A 21,519-nucleotide genomic window follows, 5' to 3' on the forward strand; every position below is an offset into this window, starting at 1 on the left:
TCGTTCCGGTGTTCTACAGGCCCCAGCGGAGCGCAGCGGTGTGGACGGGCGCATCCCAGAGCTGGGTGAACTCGTCGTCGAGCTTCAGGACCGTGATGGAGGCGCCCTGCATCTCCAGCGAGGTCACGAAGTTGCCGACCAACGACCGGCTCAGCGTGATGCCCCGCTCGTCGAGGATCTCGGCGGCGCGCCGGAACAGGATGTAGAGCTCCGACAGCGGTGTGCCGCCCATCCCGTTCACGAACAGCAGCACCGGCGAGCCGTCGAACGACAGGTCGCTGAGGATGGCGTCCATCATCCGATCGACCAGGCGGTCGGCCGGTTCCAGCTTGATGCGCTCGCGTCCGGGCTCGCCGTGGATGCCGACACCGAACTCGATCTCGTCCTCCGGCAGCACGAACCCCGGCTCTCCGGCGTGCGGAACGGTGCCGTCGGTCAGCGCGAGACCGATCGAGCGAACGTTCGCGTTGACCCGTTCCGCCACGGCGGTGACCGCGTCGAGGTCGTCGCCGCGGTCGGCCGCGGCCCCGGCGATCTTCTCGACGAGGACGGTTCCGGCGACGCCGCGGCGACCCGCGGTGTAGAGGGAGTCCTGCACCGCGACGTCGTCGTTGATGACGACGGAGCGGACACTGATGCCCTCGGCGCCGACCAGGTCGGCCGCCGTCTCGAAGTTGAGCACGTCGCCGGTGTAGTTCTTGACGATGTGGAGCACGCCGGCGCCGCCGTCCGCGGCCTTGGTGGCCTCGACGATCGGCATGGGCGTCGGAGAGGTGAAGACTTCGCCCGGCACCGCGGCGTCGAGCATCCCCTTTCCGACGAAGCCGGCGTGGAGGGGCTCATGGCCGCTACCACCGCCGCTGACGAGCCCGACCTTGCCCTGAACCGGACCATCGGCCCGGGAGACGAACTTCGGATCCTGCGACACCCGCACGATGTCGGCGTGAGCCCGGCCGAAGCCCGCGAGGGACTCGGTCACGACGTCGGGTACGTCGTTGATGAGCTTCTTCATCGAAACCCTTCCTTCCACTGCTGTCAGTGCGTCGCCGCCACCCACTGGTCGAGCTTCGTGGCCGCAGCCCCGGAGTCGATCGCGGCGGCAGCGACCGCCATTTGCGAACGGAACCGATCCAGGATGGATTCCTGGACCCTCGACGGGTCGGACGCGAGCTCGTAGGAAACGAGCCCGGCCGCCGCGTTGAGCAGGACGATGTCGCGCACGGGGCCTTCTTCACCCGCGAGCACGGCACGCACGACAGCCGCGTTGTACGCGGCGTCCTTTCCGAGCAGATCGTCGATCCGTGCGCGCGGGATGCCCAGATCGCGCGGATCGATGTCGTGCTCGGTGACGAGGCCTCTGGAGACCTCCCAGACGTGACTGTGACCGGTGGTCGACAGCTCGTCGAGCCCGTCGTCGCCTCGGAAGACCAGCGCGGTGGCGCCGCGGGTCTGGAACACGCCGACGATGAGCGGGATGCGGTCGAGCGTCGCGACGCCGACCGCCGATGCCTCGGGCCGCGCCGGGTTGCACAACGGGCCGAGGTAGTTGAAGACGGTGGGGACGCCGAGCTGGGCCCGCACAGGGCCCGCGTGGGCGAAACCGGGGTGGAAGGCGCTTGCGAACGCGAACGTGATGCCGACCCGGTCGAGCACCTCCGCGACGCGCTCGGCCGAGAGGGTGAGGTCGATGCCCAGCGCGGCGAGAACGTCGGACGATCCGGAGGAGGAGCTGGCCGCGCGGTTGCCGTGCTTGATCACCGAGACGCCGGCGGCGGCGGCCACGATCGACGCGGTCGTCGACACATTCACCGTGCCGAAGCGGTCACCGCCCGTCCCCACGATGTCGAGCGCCATCGGGTCGACCGGCAGGGGCACGGCGTGGTCGAGGATGGCGTCGCGGAAGCCGACGATCTCATCCACCGTCTCGCCCTTGGCCCGCAGCGCGATGAGGAAAGCGGCCAATTGCGCGTCCGTCGCCTCGCCCGTCATCACCTGGTCCATGGCCCACGCCGCGTCCGCCACGCTCAAGTGCTCCCCGGCCAGGAGCGACGTCAGCACGGACGACCAGGACTGCGTGGAACTCATGTTGTGATCCTATCGGCGGGCGACACGCCACGGCGATACCGGCCCGACGGCCGCTAATAAGGCTGCCCTAACCGGAAATCCGGTCGATTCAAGCCCCTCAGGTGGGAAAACCACGGGTCCTTTTCAGCCATAATGGGTTACGTGACGAGCACCTCCATTTCTCCTGCAACGAGTGCGCCGGCGATCAACCGGCCCAATGTCGTGGCCGTCGGCACCATCGTCTGGCTCGGCTCCGAGGTGATGTTCTTCGCGGGTCTGTTCGCGATCTACTTCACTCTCAAGTCGACGTCTCCGGATCTGTGGGCCGCCGAGACGCAGCACCTGAACGTCCCGTACGCGCTGACGAACACGATCATCCTGGTCGCGAGCTCGTTCACCTGCCAGTTCGGAGTGTTCGCCGCGGAGCGCCTGCAGCCCCGCCGGACGGGCTGGAGCCCGGCCAAGTGGGGCATGGTCGAGTGGTTCACGCTCTCCTACCTGCTGGGCGCGATCTTCGTCTCCGGCCAGGTGCTCGAGTACGCCACGCTCGTCTCCGAGGGCATCTCGCTGAGCGCCAACGCCTACGGCTCGGCCTTCTACCTCACCACCGGCTTCCACGCCCTGCACGTGACGGGCGGGCTCATCGCCTTCCTGCTCGTCATCGGCCGCGCCTTCGCGGTCAAGACCTTCGGCCACAAGGAGGCGACCAGTGCCATCGTCGTCTCGTACTACTGGCACTTCGTCGACGTCGTGTGGATCGGCCTGTTCGCGGTCATCTACATCATCCGATAAGGAAACAGGAGCGTTCTTCACCCCATGCGTCCGAAAAACACCGGCACCGGCAAGCAGGCCACCAAGGCCAAGCCTGCCCGCAAGGCCGGCCGCCGTCACCCGCTGGCCACTGTCGCGCTTCTCGCGATCGGGCTGGGACTGACCGGTGGCGCCTACGCCGCGTTCACGACCACCACCGCTTCCGCCGACGAGCCGCAGGTCGCCGCGGCGAGCCAGAACTCGGTCGACGAGGGCAAGAAGCTCTTCCAGGCCAACTGCGCCACCTGCCACGGGCTGAACGCCCAGGGCAGCTCGGTCGCCCCCAGCCTGATCGGCGTCGGCGCCGCCGCCGTCGACTTCCAGGTCGGCACCGGCCGCATGCCCATGCAGATGCAGGGCCCGCAGGCGCAGGAGAAGCCGGTCCAGTTCACCGACGACCAGGTCAAGGCGCTCGCCGACTACGTCGCGTCCCTCGCCCCCGGCCCCTCCATCCCCGAGCAGAAGTACCTCGACGGGAAGGGCGACGCCGCACACGGCGCCGAGCTGTTCCGCATCAACTGCGCGATGTGCCACAACGTCGCCGGAGCCGGTGGCGCACTGACCGAGGGCAAGTACGCCCCGCCGCTGACCGGCGTCAGCGCCGAGCACATCTACGAGGCCATGGTCACCGGCCCGCAGAACATGCCCGTGTTCAACGACCTGAACATCACGCCGCAGGGCAAGGCCGACATCATCACGTACCTCAAGTACATCCAGAACAACCCGTCCCCGGGCGGCTTCGAGCTCGGCAACCTGGGCCCGGTGGCCGAGGGCCTCTTCCTGTGGATCTTCGGTCTGGGCGCCATCGTCGCCCTCACCGTGTGGATCACAGCGAAGTCCAACTAGGCCACCGCCGCACACGGTCACACAGAGTTAGTCGTAAGAAGGAGAGCAATGGCACAGGACGAGAACGGCGGTCGCGAGCTGACGCCTGCCAGTTCGTCTGAGGAGCACCGGACCGGCGACCCCGGAACGGCGCTGATCATCCGCGACGCCGTCGAGAACCCCGGCTTCCCGCCGCACCGCCCTCGCGTCACGGACCTCGACCCGCGCAAGGAGCGGCGCGCCGAGCGCGTCGTCTACACGCTGTTCTACCTGTCGATCGCAGGCTCGGTCTGGGCGGTCGCCGCGTACCTCGCCTTCCCGATCGTCGCCAGCGACCCGGGCTCTGTCCGCCTGAACAACCTGTTCATCGGCATCGGCGGCGCCCTCGCGCTCCTCGCCATCGGCATCGGCGCTGTCCACTGGGGCAAGGCGCTCATGCACGAGAAGGAGGGCGTCGACCTCCGGCACCCGGTCCGCGGGAGCGAGCCGACGACCGAGCGTGCAGCGGAGATCTTCCGCCAGGCCGACGAGGAGTCGGGCTTCAGCCGTCGCACCCTCGTCCGCAACAGCCTCATCGGCGCGCTGATCGCCTTCCCTCTCCCCGCCGTCGTCCTGTTCCGCGGTCTCGCACCGGCGAACGAAGACCCGGTGGAGCTGCTCTCCAACACGATGTGGGCCAAGGGCGTGCGCCTCACCCGCGACCCGTCGGGAACCCCGATCAAGGCGTCGGATGTGACGCTCGGCAGTGCGTTCCACGTCATCCCCGAGGGCCTCAACGAGGCTCCCGACCTGCTGGAGCAGAAGGCCAAGGCGGCCGTGCTGCTCATGCGCCTCAAGCCCGAAGACCTGCACGTGTCCAAGGGCCGCGAGAACTGGAACTACGACGGCATCGTCGCCTACTCCAAGATCTGCACGCACGTCGGGTGCCCGGTGGCGCTCTACGAGCAGCAGACGCACCACCTGCTCTGCCCGTGCCACCAGTCGCAGTTCGACATCACGCACGAAGCGCAGGTCATCTTCGGACCGGCGAAGCGGCCGCTGCCGCAGCTGCCGATCACCGTCGACGCCGATGGCTACCTGGTCGCCCGTAGCGACTTCCACGAGCCCGTCGGCCCAAGCTTCTGGGAGCGCCATTGAGCACCACGACCGCCGCACCCGCGGCAACGACGACGGCCCCGAAGGGCGGATTCACGGCGGCAGCCGCGAACTACCTCGAGGACCGCACCAGCATCTCAGGCGCCGTCAAGGAGTTCGGCCGGAAGATCTTCCCCGACCACTGGTCCTTCCTCCTCGGCGAGGTCGCGCTCTACAGCTTCATCGTGATCCTGCTGTCGGGCACCTTCCTCACGTTCTTCTTCCAGGCCTCCATGGCGGAGGTCGTCTACAACGGCTCGTACGTGCCCCTGAAGGGCATCGAGATGTCCTCTGCGATGCAGAGCACGCTGAACATCTCGTTCGAGGTGCGCGGCGGTCTGCTGGTCCGTCAGATCCACCACTGGGCGGCACTGCTGTTCGTGGCATCCATCGGCCTGCACATGCTCCGCATCTTCTTCACGGGTGCGTTCCGCAAGCCGCGTGAGCTGAACTGGGTGATCGGCTTCGTGCTCTTCATCCTGGCGATGGGCGAGGGCTTCACCGGCTACTCGCTGCCGGACGACCTGCTCTCGGGCAACGGCCTCCGCATCATCGACGGCCTGGTCAAGGGCCTGCCGGTGGTCGGCACCTGGATCTCGTTCCTGCTCTTCGGGGGTGAGTTCCCCGGTACCGCTATCGTCGGTCGTCTGTACACGCTGCACATCCTGCTTCTCCCCGCGTTCGTCGTGGCGTTCATCGCGCTGCACCTGATGTTCGTGGTGATCCACAAGCACACCCAGTACGCGGCCCCTGGCCGCACGCAGGGCAACGTGGTCGGCTACCCGGTCCTCCCGGTGTACGCGGCCAAGGCCGGCGGCTTCTTCTTCATCGTCTTCGGCGTGCTGGTGCTGATCGCCTCGTTCTTCACGATCAACCCGATCTGGACCTACGGCCCCTACGACCCCTCCCCGGTGTCTGCGGGTACGCAGCCGGACTGGTACATCGGCTTCGCGGACGGCGCCCTGCGTCTGGTCCCGCCGGGCTGGGAGTTCGTGTGGCTCGACCGCACCTGGTCGTTCAACATCATCGTCCCGGTCGCGATCCTCGGCCTGTTCATCGTGACGGTCATGATCTACCCGTTCCTCGAGGCGTGGGTCACGGGCGACAAGCGTGAGCACCACATCCTGGACCGTCCGCGCAACGCGGCCAGCCGTACGGCGATCGGCGCAGCCGGTGTCACGTTCTACGCGGTCTTCTGGGCGGCGGCGAGCTCGGACCTCATCGCGACGCACTTCAAGCTGACGATGGAGGGTGTCATCCACGCTCTCCAGGCCCTGCTGTTCATCGGGCCGCTGATCGCCTACGTCGTGACGAAGCGCGTGTGTCTCGCACTCCAGAAGAAGGACCGCTCGATCGCCCTCCACGGCTACGAGTCGGGCCGCATCGTGAAGTTGCCCGGTGGTGAGTTCATCGAGGTGCACGAGCAGCTGAGCGACTACGAGCGCTGGCGTCTGGTCTCGTTCGAGTCGTACGAGCCGCTGATGCTCCGTCCGAACCGTCGCGGCAAGATCACCGCGGCCAACCGGATGCGTGCCGGGCTGTCCCGCTGGTTCTTCGAGGACCGCATCCTGCCGCCCACGAGGGGCGAGCTCGAGTCGGGCCACGACCACCACTGACGGTCATCCGTCTCCGTCGGAAGCGCCGGTGCGTTCGCGCCGGCGCTTCCGCGTTTCCGCCGTCCGTCCGTCACTCTGCGAGGTGCCCGCCGATGCCCGCTGAACTGAGCCGTCTGGCCTCCTGGTTGCGCTGCCCGGTGTGCACCGCCGACCTGGAGCCGGTCGACGCCCTGACGCTCGGGTGCGCGAACGGACACCGGCACGACGTGAACAAGCGCGGCTACGTGTCGCTGCTGGGCGGTGGAAGCAAGCACCTGGGCGACACCACCGAGATGCTGGACGCGCGCGACCGCGTGCTCGAAGGCGGCGCCTACTCCCCCATCGCCGACGCCGTCGCCGGTGCTGCGGTCGGTGCGGCGGTGGGTGCTGCCGGCGGTGGCCGGGTGCTGGATGCGGGCGCCGGCACAGGCCACTACCTCCGCGCGGCGCTGGCGGCTCTCCCGGCAGCGCAGGGGCTCGCGATGGACTTGTCGCCGCAGGGCGTGTCCCGCGCCGTGCGCGCATCCGACCGGGTGGATGGTCTGGTCGCGGACACCTGGCGGCCCCTCCCCGTCCGCACGGGAACCGCCGACACGGTGCTGGACGTCTTCGCTCCCCGCAATCTCCCCGAGTTCCATCGTGTGCTGCGTCCCGGCGGCGTGCTGGTCATCGTGGTACCCCGCGCCGACCACCTCGGTTCGTTGCGGGCGGCGGGTTCGATGCTCGACATCCCGTCGGACAAGGCGGACGACGTCATTGCCGCCTCAGAGCCCCTGTACGCCCTGGAGGCGCGCGAACCTGTCGCGTACGACCTGCCGCTCACCGACGAACTCGCCGCCGCTCTGGCGGGCATGGGCCCGTCGGCCCGCCACGCCGCCGCCGCGGGCACGCCCACCGCCAACCCTTCCGTCACGCGCGTCTCCGTCGACGTCCTGCGCTTCGCCGCCCGTTGACCCGCACTCTTCATCGCCGCGACGATCTCTTCCCGCGCTCGAGTTGACGCAACACGGCATGTCGCCTCCATTCGACGACGGCAACCCCGGATTCGTCCAGATGACGCAACACGCCATCCGCGCAGCCGTCGCGACGGCGTGTCGCGTCAACTGGATCGGAGAGCGGGAGTGCCGCGCGCGCCCGAGACGACACCTCACGCCAGCTGCTGGTCCCGACACGCCGCGGCGTGAGGGGCCACGCGGCGTGTTGGGACCACTCGATGACAGAGAACGCAGAAAGGGCCGCCTCCCGGAGGGAGACGGCCCTTTCGGGTGCGCGGGTCAGCGGGCGAAGTAGCCGCGGTAGTACTCGTAGACCCAGCCGACGATGCAGATGAGGCTGAAAGCCACACCGATGTAGCAGATCCAGAAGCCGACAGCGAGACCGAGGATGACGAGGCCCGCGCCGAAGGCGAGGGCGACCGGCCACCAGCTCCACGGGCTGAAGTGCCCGAGCTCCGGGTCGCCGTCGTCGATGTTCGCGTCGAGGCGGTCCTCGGGCAGCTCCCCGCCCTGAGCGGCGTGGGAGCGGCCGACGTAGAAGGCGATGAACGCGGCCAGGATCGCAGCGAGCAGCATGCCGACAGTGCCGACCCACTCCACGTTGCGGTGGGCCTGATCGAGCAGGTTCCACAGGGTGTAAACGATCGCCGACAGCAGGAAGAACGCGGACAGGATCCAGAACAGCAGGGCGTTAGCGCGCATCAGTTACTTCACCTCGTCCTTCGCGGTGTCGTGGACGGGAGCGTCCGGGGCGTCCTTCGCCGGGCCGATGCCGATCGGGATGCCGGCCTCGGGGTGGTTCAGGTCGAACGCCGGCGACTCCGAACGGATCCGCGGGATCGACGTGAAGTTGTGTCGCGGCGGCGGGCAGCTGGTCGCCCACTCGAGCGAACGGCCGTAGCCCCACGGGTCGTTGACTGTGACCTTCGGCGCGTTGCGCGCGGTCAGGTACACGTTGACGAAGAACGGGATCATCGAGATCGCGAGGATGCCGGCGCCGATCGACGACACCTGGTTCATCCAGGTGAAACCGTCCGACGGCAGATAGGTCGCGTACCGACGGGGCATGCCCACGACGCCCAGCCAGTGCTGGATGAGGAAGGTCGTGTGGAACCCGATGAACAGCAGCCAGAAGTGCCACTTGCCCAGACGGTCATTGAGCATCTTGCCCGTCCACTTCGGCCACCAGAAGTAGAACCCGGCGAACATGGCGAACACGACCGTGCCGAACACCACGTAGTGGAAGTGCGCGACCACGAAGTACGTGTCCGACACGTGGAAGTCGAGCGGCGGCGACGCGAGGATGACGCCAGTGAGACCACCGAACGTGAACGTGATCAGGAAGCCGATCGACCACAGCATCGGCGACTCGAACGTCAGCGAGCCGCGCCACATGGTGCCGATCCAGTTGAAGATCTTCACGCCGGTGGGGACCGCGATGAGCATCGTCATCAGCGAGAACCAGGGCAGCAACACCGAGCCGGTGACGTACATGTGGTGCGCCCAGACGGTGACCGACAGGGCAGCGATGGCGATCGTCGCGTACACCAGCGTCTTGTACCCGAAGATCGGCTTGCGGCTGAACACCGGGAAAATCTCGGACACGATGCCGAAGAACGGTAGCGCGATGATGTACACCTCGGGATGCCCGAAGAACCAGAACAGGTGCTGCCAGAGCAGAGCTCCGCCGTTGGCCGCATCGTAGATGTGCGCATCGAAGACGCGATCCGCCGCCAGAGCGAACAGCGCGGCCGCGAGGACCGGGAAGGCCATCAGCACGAGGATCGAGGTCACCAGGGTGTTCCAGGTGAAGATCGGCATCCGGAACATGGTCATACCCGGCGCACGCATGGTGATGATCGTGGTGATGAAGTTCACCGCACCGAGGATGGTGCCGAAGCCCGAGAGGCCGAGGCCCAGTACCCAGAGGTTTCCGCCGATTCCTGGCGAGAACGTCGTACTCGACAATGGCGCGTAGGCGAACCAGCCGAAGGACGCCGCCCCCTGCGGGGTGAGGAAGCCGGCCACGGCGATGAGCGAGCCGAACGAGTAGAACCAGTAGGCCAGCGCGTTCAGTCGCGGGAACGCCACGTCGGGCGCACCGATCTGCAGCGGCATGAGCACGTTGGCGAATCCGGCGAACAGCGGCGTCGCGAACATGAGCAGCATGATCGTGCCGTGCATCGTGAACAGCTGGTTGTACTGCTCTTTGGTGGCCACGACGTTCAGACCCGGCTCGAACAGCTGGGCGCGGATGATCAGAGCCATCACGCCGCCGACGAGGAAGTAGATGAACGACGAGATCAGGTACATGTACCCGATCGTCTTGTGGTCCGTCGACGTGATGTAGTTCACCAGGATGTTGCCCTTACGAGCCGCACCGTTCGCGGTGAGGATCGTGGGCGCTGGCTTCGGAGCGGCGGTGGCTCCAGGAGCCGGTGCAGTCGTCGTCATCTTGCGTCCTACTCGTTGCCGCCCTGGGGGCCCGAAGGAGCTCCCCGTCCTGGCAGGTTCTGGTTGCGGTCGTACTCGGAGCCCAGCTGGCCTTCGTAGCCCTGGTCGCGGAGCTTCTGGATGTGGGCGTCGTACTCGGACTGCGACACGATCTTCACGTTGAAGAGCATCGCCGAGTGGTACTCGCCGCACAGCTCGGCGCACTTGCCGACGAAGGTGCCGGTGCGGTCGGTCGTCTCGAAGTACATGTAGTTAGTCTTGCCCGGGATGACGTCTTTCTTGTAGAGCATCGCGGGAACCCAGAACGAGTGGATCACGTCGCGCGAGTCGAGCTGGATCGTGATCTTCTTGTTCTCGGGGAGGTACAGGGTCGGGACCTCGCCCTCCTGGACCGAGCCGGGGGTGGCGCTGTTGTCATCGGGCTGGACCTGGATTCCCGGGTCGTAGACGTTGTCGGTGACGTAGTTGAAGTCCCACGCCCACTGCTTCGCGTAGACCTGGATCTTGACGTCCGGGTCGGCGTACGGCTTCTCGATGGCGTTCTGGTCGCGGGCGGTGAAGGCGAAGAAGCCGAGCACCAGGATGAGCGGAACGATCGTGTAGAAGATCTCGATCGGCATGTTGTACCGCAGCTGCACGGGGAGGCCGGTCTGGCCCTTCCGGCGGCGGTAGACGATGACCGCCCACAGTGTCAGACCCCAGACGACGATGCCGACGATGAGGAGCACGATCCAGCTGGTCACCCAGAGGCCGCTGATGCGGTCGGTGTGGTTCGTGACGGGCGGCTCGCCCTCCGCGAAGCCCGGGAGGAATCCGTGCAGCTGAGCCTGCGTGCAGCCCGCGAGTGCCACGACGAGCGTCGCAGCGATCGGGATGGCAGCCCATCGGAGACGGCGATTGTGACGCACCGGTGACCTTTCGAGTGACTACTGGGACAGTTCACATGTAACTGTATGTGGCTGTTTCTACCCTACTCCGACTGACACCCTGATCCGAACAAAAGGGCCGCCCTGTGGAGGGCGGCCCTGTGTGTTCTGGTGTGCTATACGACCTAGTGGAACGAGTCTCCGCACGCGCAGGAACCGGTCGCGTTGGGGTTGTCGATCGTGAAGCCCTGCTTCTGGATCGTGTCCTCGAAATCGATGGTCGCGCCGTCGAGGTACGGCACGCTCATCTTGTCGACGATGACCTCCACCCCGTCGAAGTCGACGGTCGCGTCTCCGTCGAGCATCCGCTCGTCGAAGTACAGCTGGTAGATCAGACCCGAGCATCCACCGGGCTGGACGGCGACGCGCAGGCGCAGGTCGTCGCGGCCTTCCTGCTCGAGCAGGCTCCTGACCTTGGACGCCGCGGTGTCGGTGAGGCCGACTCCGTGGGCCTTGGTCGCGGTCAGCGTTGTGTCGGTCATGGGGCTCCTCTTCAGGATGGTTCAGGCTTCGGAACGAAATCTGCGTCGATTGTACGTCGCTCTCCTGCGAATTCGGGAGAGCACGTCACCGACTCAGGATGCGGTGCGTGCGTTGAGGCGCGCCAGCAGCAGCGCTTCGGTGAGGATCGCCCGCTTGAACACCCCGAGGTGGAGCGACTCGTTGGGGCTGTGTGCGCGGGTGTCCGGGTCCTCGACACCGGTGACGAGGATCTGCGCCGAGGGGAACTCACGCACCAGGTCGGCGATGAACGGGATGGACCCGCCGATCCCCGTCTCCACTGCTTCCTTCCCCCACGCGTCGGTCATCGCACGCTTCGCCTCGGTGGCCGCCCAGCCGGCCGTGTCGACCAGGAACGGGTCGCCGAGATCCACATCGTCGATGGCGATGTGCGCTCCGAACGGCGCGTGCGCGCGCAGGTGGCGCTCGAGCGCCTCGTACGCCTCGCGGGCCGGCTGCCCGGGCGCGACGCGGGAGCTGATGCGCACGGCGACGCTCGGAAGGAGCGTGTTGGAGGCGTTGGCGACGCTGGGCGCGTCGATGCCGGTGACGGTGATGGTCGGCTGCGACCACATCCGCGACAGGATGGGGCCCCTCCCGATGCTCGTGACACCGGAGAGGAATGCGGCGTCCTCCGCGAGCTGTTCCTCGCTGAACGCGGGCGGCTCGTCGGCGTCGGTGTACGAGGTCAGTCCGTCGACAGCGACCGCGCCGTCCTCGTCGTGCAGGGTGGCGAGCAGCTTCACCACGGCGAGCATCGCATCCGGAGCGGCGCCGCCGTACATCCCGGAGTGCGAGGCGTGCTCGAGCGTCGAGACCGTGAGGCGGAAGGTCACGTTGCCACGAAGCGAGACGGTGAGCGCCGGCGTGTTCACGTCGACGTTGTCGGAATCGGCGACCACGATGACGTCGGCCGCCAGGGCGTCCTTGTTGTCCTCCAGGAAGTTGGCGAACGAGCGCGAGCCGAACTCCTCCTCCCCCTCGATGAAGACGGCGAGGCCGACCTCCAGGTCATCCCCCAGCACTTCAGTGAGGGCGCGGACGGTGGCGACGTGGGTCATGACGCCCGCCTTGTCATCGGCCGCGCCCCGGCCGTACAGGCGGTCGCCGCGGACGGTCGGCTCGAAGGGCGAGGTCTCCCAGTTCGCCGCATCGCCTTCCGGCTGCACGTCGTGGTGCGCATACAGGAGGACGGTGGGCCGGCCGTTCTTGGCGGCCCGCGTGGCGAGCACGGCAGGCTGCCCGAGGGTGCCACCGTCGCCGATAGCCGCCTGCTTCACCTCGACGCGGTCGAAGGCGCCCGTCTCCGTCAGCAGCGCCGCGACCGCGTCAGCACTCTTCCGGACGTTCTCCGGGTCGAACGCCGACCACGACACCGAGGGGATGCGGACCAGCTGCGAGAGGTCGGCGATCGCCGACGGCAGCCCGGCGTCGACCGCGGAACGCACCTGCGTCTCGACGGCGTCCGGCGTGTTCGGGTCGGCGGTGTCGCTGACGGGCGGAACGGGGGTCTCCTGGCTGTCTGTCATGCGGGTAATCTTAAGCCGACCCCACGAACGAAGGCTCGAAGTTGGCGAAACGACAGAACGCGGCGAGCGAGGCGGAGACGCCCGCACCGGAGACCCCCGAAGAGACCGCTGAGCGTATTCGGCAGGGCAAGGGTGCTCCTACACCCACCCGCCGCCAGCAGGAGGCCGCCCGCAAGCGTCCACTGGTCCCGACCGACCGCAAGGAGGCGGCCCGCGTCGCCCGGCAGAAGCAGGCGGAGGCCCGCGAGAAGGCGCGCCTGGGCATGGCAGCCGGCGACGACCGCTATCTGACCGCTCGCGACCGCGGCCCTCAGCGTCGCTATGTGCGCGACTACGTCGACGCGCGCTTCTCGATCGGCGAGTTCCTCATCCCGGTCATGCTGATCGTCATCATCCTGACCTTCCTCCCCGTGGCGGCCCTGCAGGTGTACGGCCTGTTCGCGCTGTGGGGCTTCTTCCTCATCGCCGTCATCGACTGCTTCGTGCTCGGATTCCTGGTCCGGAAGCGCCTCGCGGCGAAGTTCGGCGCGTCGAAGGTCGAGCGCGGCGTGCGCTGGTACGGCGCCATGCGTGCGCTCCAGCTGCGCGTGATGCGCCTGCCGAAGCCGCAGGTCAAGCGCGGCCAGTTCCCGAGCTGACGTGGCGATCGTCGCAGCGGCCGACGGCTCTGCCCTCGGCAACCCCGGCCCCGCCGGGTGGGCTTGGTATGTGGATGACGCGCACTGGTCCGCGGGTGGCTGGCCCCACGGCACCAACAACCAGGGCGAGCTGATGGCCGTCATCGACCTCCTGGAGGCGACGGCCCACCTCGGCGAAGACCTGCACATCTTCTGCGACAGCCAGTACGTCATCAACGCGGTGACGAAGTGGATGCCGGGCTGGAAGCGCAAAGGCTGGCGTAAGGCCGACGGCGCCCCGGTGATGAACCGGGAGCTCCTCGAACGGCTCGATCGCGCCCTGCAGGGGCGCCGCTACGAGTTCGAGTGGGTGAAGGGGCACGCCGGTCACGACCTGAACGAGGCGGCCGACGTACGCGCCCGCGCCGTCGCATCCGCGTATCAGAACGGCGATCCCATCCCGATCGGGCCCGGGTGGGGTGGTCATGAACCCAGCCTCGCCGCGGCCCCGGAGGCTGCTGCGACGCCCGAGGCTGCTGCGACTCCTGCTGCCGAGCCGAGTGCAGCGCCACCCGCCGAGCCGAGCACCGACGTGCCGCTCGAGTTCGACCTTTTCGACAACCTGCCGCCCGAGGAGACGGACGAAGAGGTCGTCGCCCGCCTGGAGCGCGAGCTGCTCGAGCCGGCCGTGCGTTCCGACGCCTCGCGGTTGGCCGAGCTGCTGCATCCGTCTTTCGAGGAAATCGGCCGGTCCGGCCGCCTCTGGGGCCGCGACGCGCTCGTCTCCGAGCTCGCCGACGAGGACGCCCCCGCTGCGGGCATCGAAGTGCTCGGAGTGGACCGCGTCTCCCCCGAGACGCTGCTCCTCACCGCCCGGACGATGGATGCGCGGGGCGCGACCCTGCGCAGCTCCCTCTGGGTGCGCAGCTCCGGTCGCTGGCGCCTACGCTTCCACCAGGGAACGCCGGAGGCGTAGCAGTCCCCGGTTGATCTGCCATGCCCACAGCGGGCCGCGGTAGAGGAACGCCGTGTAGCCCTGCACAAGGGTTGCTCCGGCATCCATTCGCTCCTGCACATCCTCGGCCGTCTCGACACCTCCGACGGAGATGACGCAGAGCTCGGCCGGGACGACCGTGCGGATGAGGCGCAGCACGGCGAGGGAGCGCGCCGCCAGCGGAGCACCGCTCAGGCCTCCGGCGCCGGCCGCCTCCACGACGGCGGCATCGGTGCGGAGCCCGTCTCGAGAGACCGTGGTGTTCGTCGCGATGATGCCCGCGAGCCCGAGTTCGACGGTGAGACGCGCGATCCGCTCGACCTGCTCGTCGGTGAGGTCGGGTGCGATCTTCACCAGCAGCGGGGTCTCCCCCGCGACCTCCTTCACGGCGGAGAGCAGCGGGCTCAGGAGTTCGAGCTCCTGCAGGCCGCGCAGGCCGGGAGTATTGGGCGAGCTGACGTTGACGACGAGGTAGTCGGCGACCGGAGCGAGCGCCCGGGCGCTGGTGAGGTAGTCGGCCGTGGCGTCCTCGACCGCGACGATGCGCGACTTGCCGATGTTGACACCGAGGACGGGGCGACGGTGGGAGCGACGGACACGCAGCAGCCGGTCGGCGGCTCTGCCTGCTCCGTGATTGTTGAAGCCCATGCGGTTGATCACGGCGCGATCCGGGATCAGGCGGAACAGCCGCGGCTTGTCGTTGCCGGGCTGCGGGCGCGCGGTGATCGTGCCGACCTCGACGTGGCCGAACCCGAGTGCGCCGAGGCCCAGCACCGCCTCGCCGTCCTTGTCGAAGCCCGCCGCGACGCCGAACGGCGAGTCGAATCGCAGCCCGAGGGCCTCCACCGCCAGGGACGGGTCGGGCGCGGTGAACCGGCGCACGAGACCGCCGAGCCCCAGGGTCGCGAGAAGGCGGATCACCACGAAGGCGAGGTGATGGGCCCGCTCAGGATCGAGGCGGGACAGGACGAGGGTGAAGAGTGCGCGATACATGCCACTTGGAGAATACCGGCTGGACCGGCTGCCGAGCTCCGCCAGCTGTTTACTTGGCCTCTGCCGGCTCCGGCTGGTGAGCCAGACGCAGCGAGCTGATGGCCGCCTCGAAGTCGTCGAGCGAGTCGAATGCCTGGTAGACGCTCGCGAAGCGCAGGTACGCGACCTCGTCGAGTTCGCGAAGTTCCGGGAGGATGGCGAGGCCGATGTCGTTCGCCTCGATCTGCGACGCACCCGTCGAACGGATCGTCTCCTCCACCTTGCCTGCCAGCACCGCGAGGTCCGAGTCGGTGACCGGTCGGCCCTGGCAGGCCTTGCGCACGCCGAGCACGATCTTCTCGCGGCTGAACGGCTCCGCCACGCCGCTGCGCTTGATCACGCTGAGGCTCGCCGTCTCGGTGGTGGAGAAGCGACGGCCGCACTCGGGGCACTGCCGGCGTCGGCGGATGGAGAGTCCGTCGTCGCTCGTCCGCGAGTCGATGACACGGGAGTCGGGGTGACGGCAGAAGGGGCAGAACATGGTGGGATTCTATCGCTCAGCGGATGCGGAACCGCTGGGTGACCGCTTCTCCGTGCGCCGGCAGGTCTTCCGCCGTCGAGAGAGCCACAATACGGTCGGCCACGTCCCGCAAGGCGTCGCGGTCGTAAGCGACGACCTGCTGGGGCCGGAGGAACGAGTAGGCGCCGAGGCCCGACGAGAACCGCGCCTGGCCGCCCGTCGGCAGCACGTGGTTCGACCCAGCCAAGTAGTCGCCCAGGCTGACCGGAGACGTCGGCCCGAGGAAGATGGCGCCGGCGTTGTGGATCGACGCGAGCAGCCCCTCCGGATCGGCCGTCTGCAGCTCGAGGTGCTCCGGCCCGTACGCGTTGCTGAAGGCGGCCGCCGCCTGCAGGTCGTCGACGAGCACGACGGCCGACTGCGGTCCGCCGAGAGCGGTCCGCACCCGTTCGGCGTGCTTCGTCGCGGCGGCCAGCGGGTCGAGTTCGGCGACGACGCGCTCGGCGAACTTCGGGCTGTCGGTGACCAGCAGGGATGCGGCGGCCTCGTCGTGCTCCGCCTGGCTGACCAGGTCGGCGGCGACGTACCCGGCATCGGCCGTGTCGTCGGCGATCACGAGAATCTCGGTGGTCCCCGCCTCCGAATCGATCCCGGCCTGACCGCGAACCACGCGCTTCGCCGCAGCCACGTAGATGTTGCCGGGCCCGGTGATGACCTGGACCGGCTCCAGGCCGATTTCCTCGACACCGAAAGCGAGGGCGCCGATCGCCCCGGCGCCACCCATCGCGTAGACCTCGTCGATGCCGAGCAGGCCGGCTGCTCCGAGGATGGCCGGGTGGACCGCTCCCCCGAACTCCCGCTGCGGCGGGCTGGCGAGTGCGACCGACGCCACGCCGGCGACCTGCGCCGGGACCGCGTTCATGACCACGCTCGACGGGTACACCGCCTTGCCGCCCGGAACGTACAGGCCCGCGCGCTCGACCGGCTGCCAGCGCTGCACGATCGTCGCCCCCGGACGGATCACGGTCTCGGCGGCCGGCGGAACCTGGGCGGCGGTCGCCTCGCGGACGCGCGCGATGGCCTCCTCCAGCGCCTCGCGCACGTCGGCCGGGAGCGCCGCGACGGCCGCGTCGATCTCGGACTGCGGGACGCGGACGGAAGCGGGCGCCGCGCCGTCGAAGCGCTCGGCCTGCTCGACCAGCGCAGCAAGCCCGCGATGACGCACGTCGTCTATGAGCTCGGACGCCACGGACATCGCCACCTGCACATCCACGACGGGACGGGGCACGAGGCGCTCAAAAGCGGCGCGGGTAGGCTGGACACCGCGGAGATCGATGGTCTGGATCATGGCCAGACCAGCCTATCCCGCCCCGAATCCCCGGTCGCGCGACCCCTCCTCCGCTGTGGAGAAGTCGCGGCCTGTGGAATGCCCGCCGTCGATCGGAGCTTGTACAGGACGTATGAACAGCGCATCCCCCGACCCCACCGATGGCGCGATCACCGACGCGACTCCCGACCTCGCGGCGTTCCGCCAGACCTTCCGGCGCCACGCCGCCGGCGTCGCCATCGTCACGGCGCAGCGCGATGACGGCACACCGGTCGGGTTCACCGCGACCTCGCTGGCCTCACTCGCCGCCGTCCCGCCGCTCGCCACGTTCAACATGGCGCTGTCCGCCTCGAGCTGGCCGGCCATCGCGGAGACCGACCGTGTCGTCATCCACACGCTCGGCGTGCGCAACCGCGAGGTGGCGCAGACGCTGTCGGGCGACAACCAGCAGCGATTCATCGGCGACCACTGGTATCGCGGACCTCATGGACTGCCCGTCATCAAGGACACCACCGCGTGGATGGTCGGGCGCATCATCGAGCGCGTGCAAGTGCACAACAGCGCCGTGGTGATCGTGCAGATCGAGGAGGGCGGCCTCGGCGAGGACGATGCGCCCCTGGTCTACCACGAGCGCACCTACTGGCGCCCCGGCACCCCCGTCTGACCGCGCGAGGTGCTCGTCGTTGCGGCCCGGCACGGCGTGTCGGCCGCAACAACGAGCACCTCGCGGTCAGACCAGGCAGTTCGGGCCGAGGAGGCCCTTGAGCTCGCCGTAGAGGTCGGCGCTCACCTTCACCGGCTTCGGCACCTCGAACACCCGCGCGACCTGGCCTTTGACCAGCCGCAGGCGCACCTCGCTCTCGCCAGGATGACGGGCCAGCACCTCGCTCAGCGACAGCACCGTGTCGGTCGTCGCCCGCTGGTCCGGCATCGTGATCATCAGCATCCCGCCGGCGTCGTCCGCCTGCCCGAGGTCGGGCGCCATGAGCGAGAACGCGTGCAGGTTCATGCCGTCGTCGCGGAGGCTCACCCGCCCGCGCACGACCACGATCGCGTCGCCCTGCAGCTGCGACGAATACTCCTGATACGCCTTGCCCATGAACATGACGGTCAGCTCACCGCCGAAGTCCTCGACCTGGATCATCCCGTACTGGTTGCCCGACGCCTTCGCCACACGGTGTTGGACACTCGTCACCAGCCCCGCGATGGTGACCGTCTCACCGTCCTGGATGTTGTCCGAGCTGACCAGTTCGGCGATCCCGGTGCTGGCGAGCTTCGCCAGCTGCAGCTCGAGCCCCGCGAGCGGATGGTCGGAGACGTACAAGCCGAGCATCTCGCGCTCGAACGCGAGCTTGTCGCGCTTCGCCCACTCCGGCCGCTGCGGGATGTGGTGCTGGGTCTGCGCCGCCTCGTCCTCGCCCCACAAGCTGTCGAAGTCGAACCCGACGTCGCCGTTGGCCTCGTTGCGCTTGATCTTGACGGCCGACTCGACTGCATCCTCGTGCACCTCGACGAGCGCACGGCGGGTGTGGCCGAGCGAGTCGAAGGCTCCGGCCTTGATCAGTGACTCGACCGTCCGCTTGTTGGCGGCGTGGATGGGCACTTTGTTCAGGAAGTCGTGGAACGACTCGAACCGGCCCTTGCTCTCGCGAGCGTCCCGGACGCCCTCCACCACGTTCGCGCCGACGTTGCGCACCGCGCCCATCCCGAAGCGGATGTCCTCGCCCACGGCCGCGAAGTACAGGTTGGACTCGTTGACGTCCGGCGGCAGCACCTTGATGCCCATCCGGCGGCACTCGTTGAGGTACAGCGCCATCTTGTCCTTGGAGTCGCCGACGCTGGTCAGCAGCGCCGCCATGTACTCGGCCGGATAGTGCGCCTTCAGGTAGGCGGTCCAGTACGAGATCACGCCGTACGCGGCCGAGTGGGCTTTGTTGAACGCGTAGTCCGAGAACGGGAGCAGGATCTCCCACAGCTTGTTGACGGCATCCATCGAGTAGCCGTTGTCCTGCATGCCCTGCGCGAAGCCCGCGAACTGCTTGTCCAGCTCCGACTTCTTCTTCTTGCCCATCGCGCGGCGCAAAATGTCTGCTTGACCGAGCGAGAAGCCGGCGACCTTCTGCGCGATCGCCATCACCTGCTCCTGGTAGATGATGAGGCCGTAGCTGGTGGAGAGGATCTCGGCGAGCGGCTCGGCGAGCTCTGGGTGGATGGGCGTGATCGCCTGCTGCCCGTTCTTGCGCAGCGCGTAGTTGGTGTGCGAGTTCGCACCCATGGGGCCGGGCCGGTACAGCGCGATGAGCGCCGAGATGTCCTCGAAGTTGTCCGGCTTCATCAGCCGCAGCAGCGACCGCATCGGGCCGCCGTCGAGCTGGAACACGCCGAGGGTGTCGCCGCGCGACAGCAGTTCGTACGCGGGGCGGTCGTCGAGTTCCAGCTCCTCCAGCACCAGCTCTTCGCCGCGGTTGTCGCGGATGTTGTCCAGGGCGTCGTTGATGATGGTGAGGTTGCGAAGCCCCAGGAAGTCCATCTTGATCAGGCCGAGCGACTCGCAGGCCGGATAGTCGAACTGGGTGACGATCTGGCCGTCCTGCTCCCGCTTCATGATCGGGATGATGTCGATCAGCGGGTCGGAGGACATGATCACGCCCGCCGCGTGGACGCCCCACTGGCGCTTCAGGTTCTCGAGCCCCAGGGCCGTGTCGAAGACCGTCTTGGCTTCGGGGTCGGTCTCCACGACCGCGCGGATGTCGACGGCCTCTTTGTAGCGCGGGTGGTCCTTGTCGAAGATCCCGGTGAGCGGGATGTCCTTGCCCATGACCGGCGGCGGCATCGCCTTCGTGAGCCGCTCACCCATCGAGAAGGGGAAGCCGAGCACGCGCCCGGAGTCTTTCAGCGCCTGCTTGGCCTTGATGGTGCCGTAGGTGACGATCTGCGCCACGCGCTCCGAGCCGTACTTCTCGGTCACGTACTTGATGACCTCGCCGCGGCGACGGTCGTCGAAGTCGACGTCGAAGTCGGGCATGGAGACGCGGTCGGGGTTGAGGAAGCGCTCGAAGATCAGGCCGTGGCGCAGCGGGTCGAGGTCGGTGATCCGCATCGCGTACGCGGCCATCGAGCCGGCACCGGAACCACGGCCCGGTCCGACGCGGATGCCGTTGCGCTTCGACCAGTTGATGAAGTCGGCGACGACGAGGAAGTATCCGGGGAAGCCCATCTGCGAGATCACGCCGATCTCGTAGTCGGCCTGCGCGCGCACCTCCGGCGTGATGCCGCCCGGGTAGCGCTGCTCGAGGCCGCGCTCGACCTCCTTGACGAACCAGGTCTGCTCGGTCTCGCCCTCGGGCACGGGGAAGCGCGGCATGTAGTTCGCGGCCGTGTCGAACTGCACGTCGCAGCGCTCGGCGATCGCGAGCGTGTTGTCGCACGCATCCGGGTAGTCGCGGAACAGCTGCCGCATCTGCTCCGGAGTCTTCAGGTAGAACTCGTCCGCGTCGAATTTGAAGCGGTTCGGGTCGTCGAGGGTCGAGCCGGACTGCACGCAGAGCAGCGCTGCATGGCTCTTCGCGTCCTCGGCGTGCGTGTAGTGCAGGTCGTTGGTCGCGACGAGGGGCAGCCCCAGGTCTTTGGCGAGCCGGATGAGGTCGGACATGATCCGGCGCTCGATGCCGAGCCCGTGGTCCATGATCTCGGCGAAGAAGTTCTCCTTGCCGAAGATGTCGCGGTAGTCGGCGGCCGCGGCCCGGGCCGCCTCGTACTGGCCGAGCCGCAGACGCGTCTGCACCTCGCCCGACGGGCAGCCGGTCGTCGCGATGATCCCCTTCGAGTACTTGCTGAGGATCTCGCGGTCCATGCGGGGCTTGAAGTAGTAGCCCTCACGCGACGCGATCGAGGACAGCCGGAAGAGGTTGTGCATCCCCTCGGTCGTCGCCGCCAACAGGGTCATGTGGGTGTACGCGCCGGAGCCCGAGACGTCGTCGCCACCGCCGTCGCCCCAGCGGATGCGCGTCTTATCGCTCCGGTGCGTGCCCGGCGTCAGGTAGGCCTCGGTGCCGATGATCGGCTTGATCCCGGCGTCGGTCGCCGAGCGCCAGAAGTCGAACGCGCCGAACATGTTGCCGTGGTCGGTGATGGCGACGCCGGGCATCCCCTGCGCTGCAGCGGCCTCGACCAGGGGTTTGACACGTGCGGCCCCATCGAGCATCGAGTACTCGCTGTGGACGTGGAGGTGGACGAAGGAGTCGGACATCGCCTCT

Annotated in this window: 19 protein-coding genes; 8 read left to right on the top strand and 11 right to left on the bottom strand. The window is 68.1% G+C overall.

All coding sequences use genetic code 11. From position 1 onward, the window contains the following. Window positions 1–13 precede the first annotated feature (13 nt). Together dhaK and trpD are read right to left on the bottom strand one after the other, a co-directional pair. Complete coding sequence (gene dhaK / locus AB7E03_RS05395; RefSeq protein WP_441781946.1) at window positions 14–1,012, bottom strand: dihydroxyacetone kinase subunit DhaK; 999 nt, start codon at window positions 1,010–1,012, stop codon at window positions 14–16. 23 nt (window positions 1,013–1,035) lie between these two features. Continuing rightward, window positions 1,036–2,085 carry an anthranilate phosphoribosyltransferase gene (gene trpD, locus AB7E03_RS05400; RefSeq protein WP_489939976.1) on the bottom strand — a complete coding sequence of 350 codons (1,050 nt, stop codon included), beginning with the start codon at window positions 2,083–2,085 and terminating at the stop codon, window positions 1,036–1,038. A gap of 132 nt (window positions 2,086–2,217) precedes the next feature. Between trpD and ctaE the strand changes: the two genes are divergently transcribed. The 5 genes from ctaE to AB7E03_RS05425 all read left to right on the top strand — a co-directional run bounded on the left by ctaE (window position 2,218) and on the right by AB7E03_RS05425 (window position 7,381). After that, a complete protein-coding gene (ctaE, locus tag AB7E03_RS05405) occupies window positions 2,218–2,856 on the top strand; it encodes an aa3-type cytochrome oxidase subunit III (RefSeq protein ID WP_285116373.1) in 639 nt (212 codons plus the stop codon). A gap of 24 nt (window positions 2,857–2,880) precedes the next feature. After that, the gene (gene qcrC, locus AB7E03_RS05410) at window positions 2,881–3,720 is read left to right on the top strand and encodes a cytochrome bc1 complex diheme cytochrome c subunit (protein ID WP_489939978.1); all 840 of its coding nucleotides are present in this window, start codon (window positions 2,881–2,883) and stop codon (window positions 3,718–3,720) included. 48 nt (window positions 3,721–3,768) lie between these two features. Then, complete coding sequence (gene qcrA, locus AB7E03_RS05415; protein WP_441781943.1) at window positions 3,769–4,836, top strand: cytochrome bc1 complex Rieske iron-sulfur subunit; 1,068 nt, start codon at window positions 3,769–3,771, stop codon at window positions 4,834–4,836. Beyond that, complete coding sequence (qcrB, locus tag AB7E03_RS05420; protein ID WP_489939980.1) at window positions 4,833–6,449, top strand: cytochrome bc1 complex cytochrome b subunit; 1,617 nt, start codon at window positions 4,833–4,835, stop codon at window positions 6,447–6,449. The genes qcrA and qcrB overlap by 4 nt, the downstream gene beginning before the upstream one ends. A gap of 92 nt (window positions 6,450–6,541) precedes the next feature. Continuing rightward, entirely contained in the window at window positions 6,542–7,381 is an 840-nt protein-coding gene (locus tag AB7E03_RS05425) for a methyltransferase domain-containing protein (RefSeq protein ID WP_489939982.1), read from the top strand. Between the two features lie 321 nt (window positions 7,382–7,702). Here the strand turns inward: AB7E03_RS05425 and AB7E03_RS05430 are convergent, their stop codons facing one another. The 5 genes from AB7E03_RS05430 to AB7E03_RS05450 form a co-directional block, all read right to left on the bottom strand. Continuing rightward, the gene (locus AB7E03_RS05430; protein WP_441781940.1) at window positions 7,703–8,125 is read right to left on the bottom strand and encodes a cytochrome c oxidase subunit 4; all 423 of its coding nucleotides are present in this window, start codon (window positions 8,123–8,125) and stop codon (window positions 7,703–7,705) included. 3 nt (window positions 8,126–8,128) lie between these two features. Continuing rightward, window positions 8,129–9,877, bottom strand: a complete 1,749-nt coding sequence (gene ctaD / locus AB7E03_RS05435) for an aa3-type cytochrome oxidase subunit I (protein ID WP_441781939.1) — start codon at window positions 9,875–9,877, stop codon at window positions 8,129–8,131. A gap of 8 nt (window positions 9,878–9,885) precedes the next feature. After that, the gene (gene ctaC, locus AB7E03_RS05440) at window positions 9,886–10,785 is read right to left on the bottom strand and encodes an aa3-type cytochrome oxidase subunit II (RefSeq protein ID WP_441781938.1); all 900 of its coding nucleotides are present in this window, start codon (window positions 10,783–10,785) and stop codon (window positions 9,886–9,888) included. A 143-nt stretch (window positions 10,786–10,928) separates the two neighbouring features. Then, window positions 10,929–11,285 (bottom strand): iron-sulfur cluster insertion protein ErpA, encoded by a 357-nt coding sequence (gene erpA / locus AB7E03_RS05445; protein WP_441781937.1) that lies wholly within the window; start codon window positions 11,283–11,285, stop codon window positions 10,929–10,931. A gap of 93 nt (window positions 11,286–11,378) precedes the next feature. Beyond that, a complete protein-coding gene (locus tag AB7E03_RS05450; RefSeq protein ID WP_489939985.1) occupies window positions 11,379–12,833 on the bottom strand; it encodes a dipeptidase in 1,455 nt (484 codons plus the stop codon). A 41-nt stretch (window positions 12,834–12,874) separates the two neighbouring features. Between AB7E03_RS05450 and AB7E03_RS05455 the strand changes: the two genes are divergently transcribed. After that, window positions 12,875–13,471: a DUF3043 domain-containing protein gene (locus tag AB7E03_RS05455; RefSeq protein WP_441781935.1), complete on the top strand. Its 597-nt coding sequence runs from the start codon at window positions 12,875–12,877 to the stop codon at window positions 13,469–13,471. A 1-nt stretch (window position 13,472) separates the two neighbouring features. Further along, a complete protein-coding gene (locus AB7E03_RS05460; protein ID WP_489939987.1) occupies window positions 13,473–14,426 on the top strand; it encodes an RNase H family protein in 954 nt (317 codons plus the stop codon). On the opposite strand, the gene AB7E03_RS05465 is transcribed toward AB7E03_RS05460, so the two are convergent. Genes AB7E03_RS05465 through hisD form a run of 3 tightly spaced genes read right to left on the bottom strand, consistent with a single transcriptional unit; the run spans window position 14,394 to window position 17,284 of the window. Next, complete coding sequence (locus AB7E03_RS05465; RefSeq protein ID WP_489939989.1) at window positions 14,394–15,437, bottom strand: quinone-dependent dihydroorotate dehydrogenase; 1,044 nt, start codon at window positions 15,435–15,437, stop codon at window positions 14,394–14,396. The two genes, AB7E03_RS05460 and AB7E03_RS05465, sit on opposite strands and share 33 nt — an antisense overlap. A 49-nt stretch (window positions 15,438–15,486) precedes the next feature. Then, complete coding sequence (gene nrdR / locus AB7E03_RS05470; protein ID WP_441781932.1) at window positions 15,487–15,957, bottom strand: transcriptional regulator NrdR; 471 nt, start codon at window positions 15,955–15,957, stop codon at window positions 15,487–15,489. Window positions 15,958–15,973: 16 nt separating this feature from the next. Continuing rightward, on the bottom strand, window positions 15,974–17,284 hold the full coding sequence (hisD, locus tag AB7E03_RS05475; RefSeq protein WP_489939991.1) for a histidinol dehydrogenase: 1,311 nt from the start codon (window positions 17,282–17,284) through the stop codon (window positions 15,974–15,976). 112 nt (window positions 17,285–17,396) lie between these two features. On the opposite strand from hisD, the gene AB7E03_RS05480 reads away from it, so the two are divergent. Next, a complete protein-coding gene (locus tag AB7E03_RS05480; protein ID WP_489939993.1) occupies window positions 17,397–17,927 on the top strand; it encodes a flavin reductase family protein in 531 nt (176 codons plus the stop codon). A gap of 66 nt (window positions 17,928–17,993) precedes the next feature. Here the strand turns inward: AB7E03_RS05480 and dnaE are convergent, their stop codons facing one another. Then, window positions 17,994–21,512 carry a DNA polymerase III subunit alpha gene (gene dnaE, locus AB7E03_RS05485; RefSeq protein ID WP_489939995.1) on the bottom strand — a complete coding sequence of 1,173 codons (3,519 nt, stop codon included), beginning with the start codon at window positions 21,510–21,512 and terminating at the stop codon, window positions 17,994–17,996. Window positions 21,513–21,519: the final 7 nt, after the last annotated feature.

It is taken from the genome of Leifsonia sp. RCC_180 (genome assembly GCF_058138205.1).

Excerpts from the sequence above, each read along its gene's own strand:
- dhaK (WP_441781946.1), bottom strand. The coding sequence starts at position 1,012 with ATGAAGAAGCTCATCAACGACGTACCCGACGTCGTGACCGAGTCCCTC.
- trpD (WP_489939976.1), bottom strand. The coding sequence starts at position 2,085 with ATGAGTTCCACGCAGTCCTGGTCGTCCGTGCTGACGTCGCTCCTGGCC.
- ctaE (WP_285116373.1), top strand. The coding sequence starts at position 2,218 with ATGGGTTACGTGACGAGCACCTCCATTTCTCCTGCAACGAGTGCGCCG.
- qcrC (WP_489939978.1), top strand. The coding sequence starts at position 2,881 with ATGCGTCCGAAAAACACCGGCACCGGCAAGCAGGCCACCAAGGCCAAG.
- qcrA (WP_441781943.1), top strand. The coding sequence starts at position 3,769 with ATGGCACAGGACGAGAACGGCGGTCGCGAGCTGACGCCTGCCAGTTCG.
- AB7E03_RS05425 (WP_489939982.1), top strand. The coding sequence starts at position 6,542 with ATGCCCGCTGAACTGAGCCGTCTGGCCTCCTGGTTGCGCTGCCCGGTG.
- AB7E03_RS05430 (WP_441781940.1), bottom strand. The coding sequence starts at position 8,125 with ATGCGCGCTAACGCCCTGCTGTTCTGGATCCTGTCCGCGTTCTTCCTG.
- ctaD (WP_441781939.1), bottom strand. The coding sequence starts at position 9,877 with ATGACGACGACTGCACCGGCTCCTGGAGCCACCGCCGCTCCGAAGCCA.
- erpA (WP_441781937.1), bottom strand. The coding sequence starts at position 11,285 with ATGACCGACACAACGCTGACCGCGACCAAGGCCCACGGAGTCGGCCTC.
- AB7E03_RS05450 (WP_489939985.1), bottom strand. The coding sequence starts at position 12,833 with ATGACAGACAGCCAGGAGACCCCCGTTCCGCCCGTCAGCGACACCGCC.
- AB7E03_RS05465 (WP_489939989.1), bottom strand. The coding sequence starts at position 15,437 with ATGTATCGCGCACTCTTCACCCTCGTCCTGTCCCGCCTCGATCCTGAG.
- nrdR (WP_441781932.1), bottom strand. The coding sequence starts at position 15,957 with ATGTTCTGCCCCTTCTGCCGTCACCCCGACTCCCGTGTCATCGACTCG.
- hisD (WP_489939991.1), bottom strand. The coding sequence starts at position 17,284 with ATGATCCAGACCATCGATCTCCGCGGTGTCCAGCCTACCCGCGCCGCT.
- AB7E03_RS05480 (WP_489939993.1), top strand. The coding sequence starts at position 17,397 with ATGAACAGCGCATCCCCCGACCCCACCGATGGCGCGATCACCGACGCG.
- dnaE (WP_489939995.1), bottom strand. The coding sequence starts at position 21,512 with ATGTCCGACTCCTTCGTCCACCTCCACGTCCACAGCGAGTACTCGATG.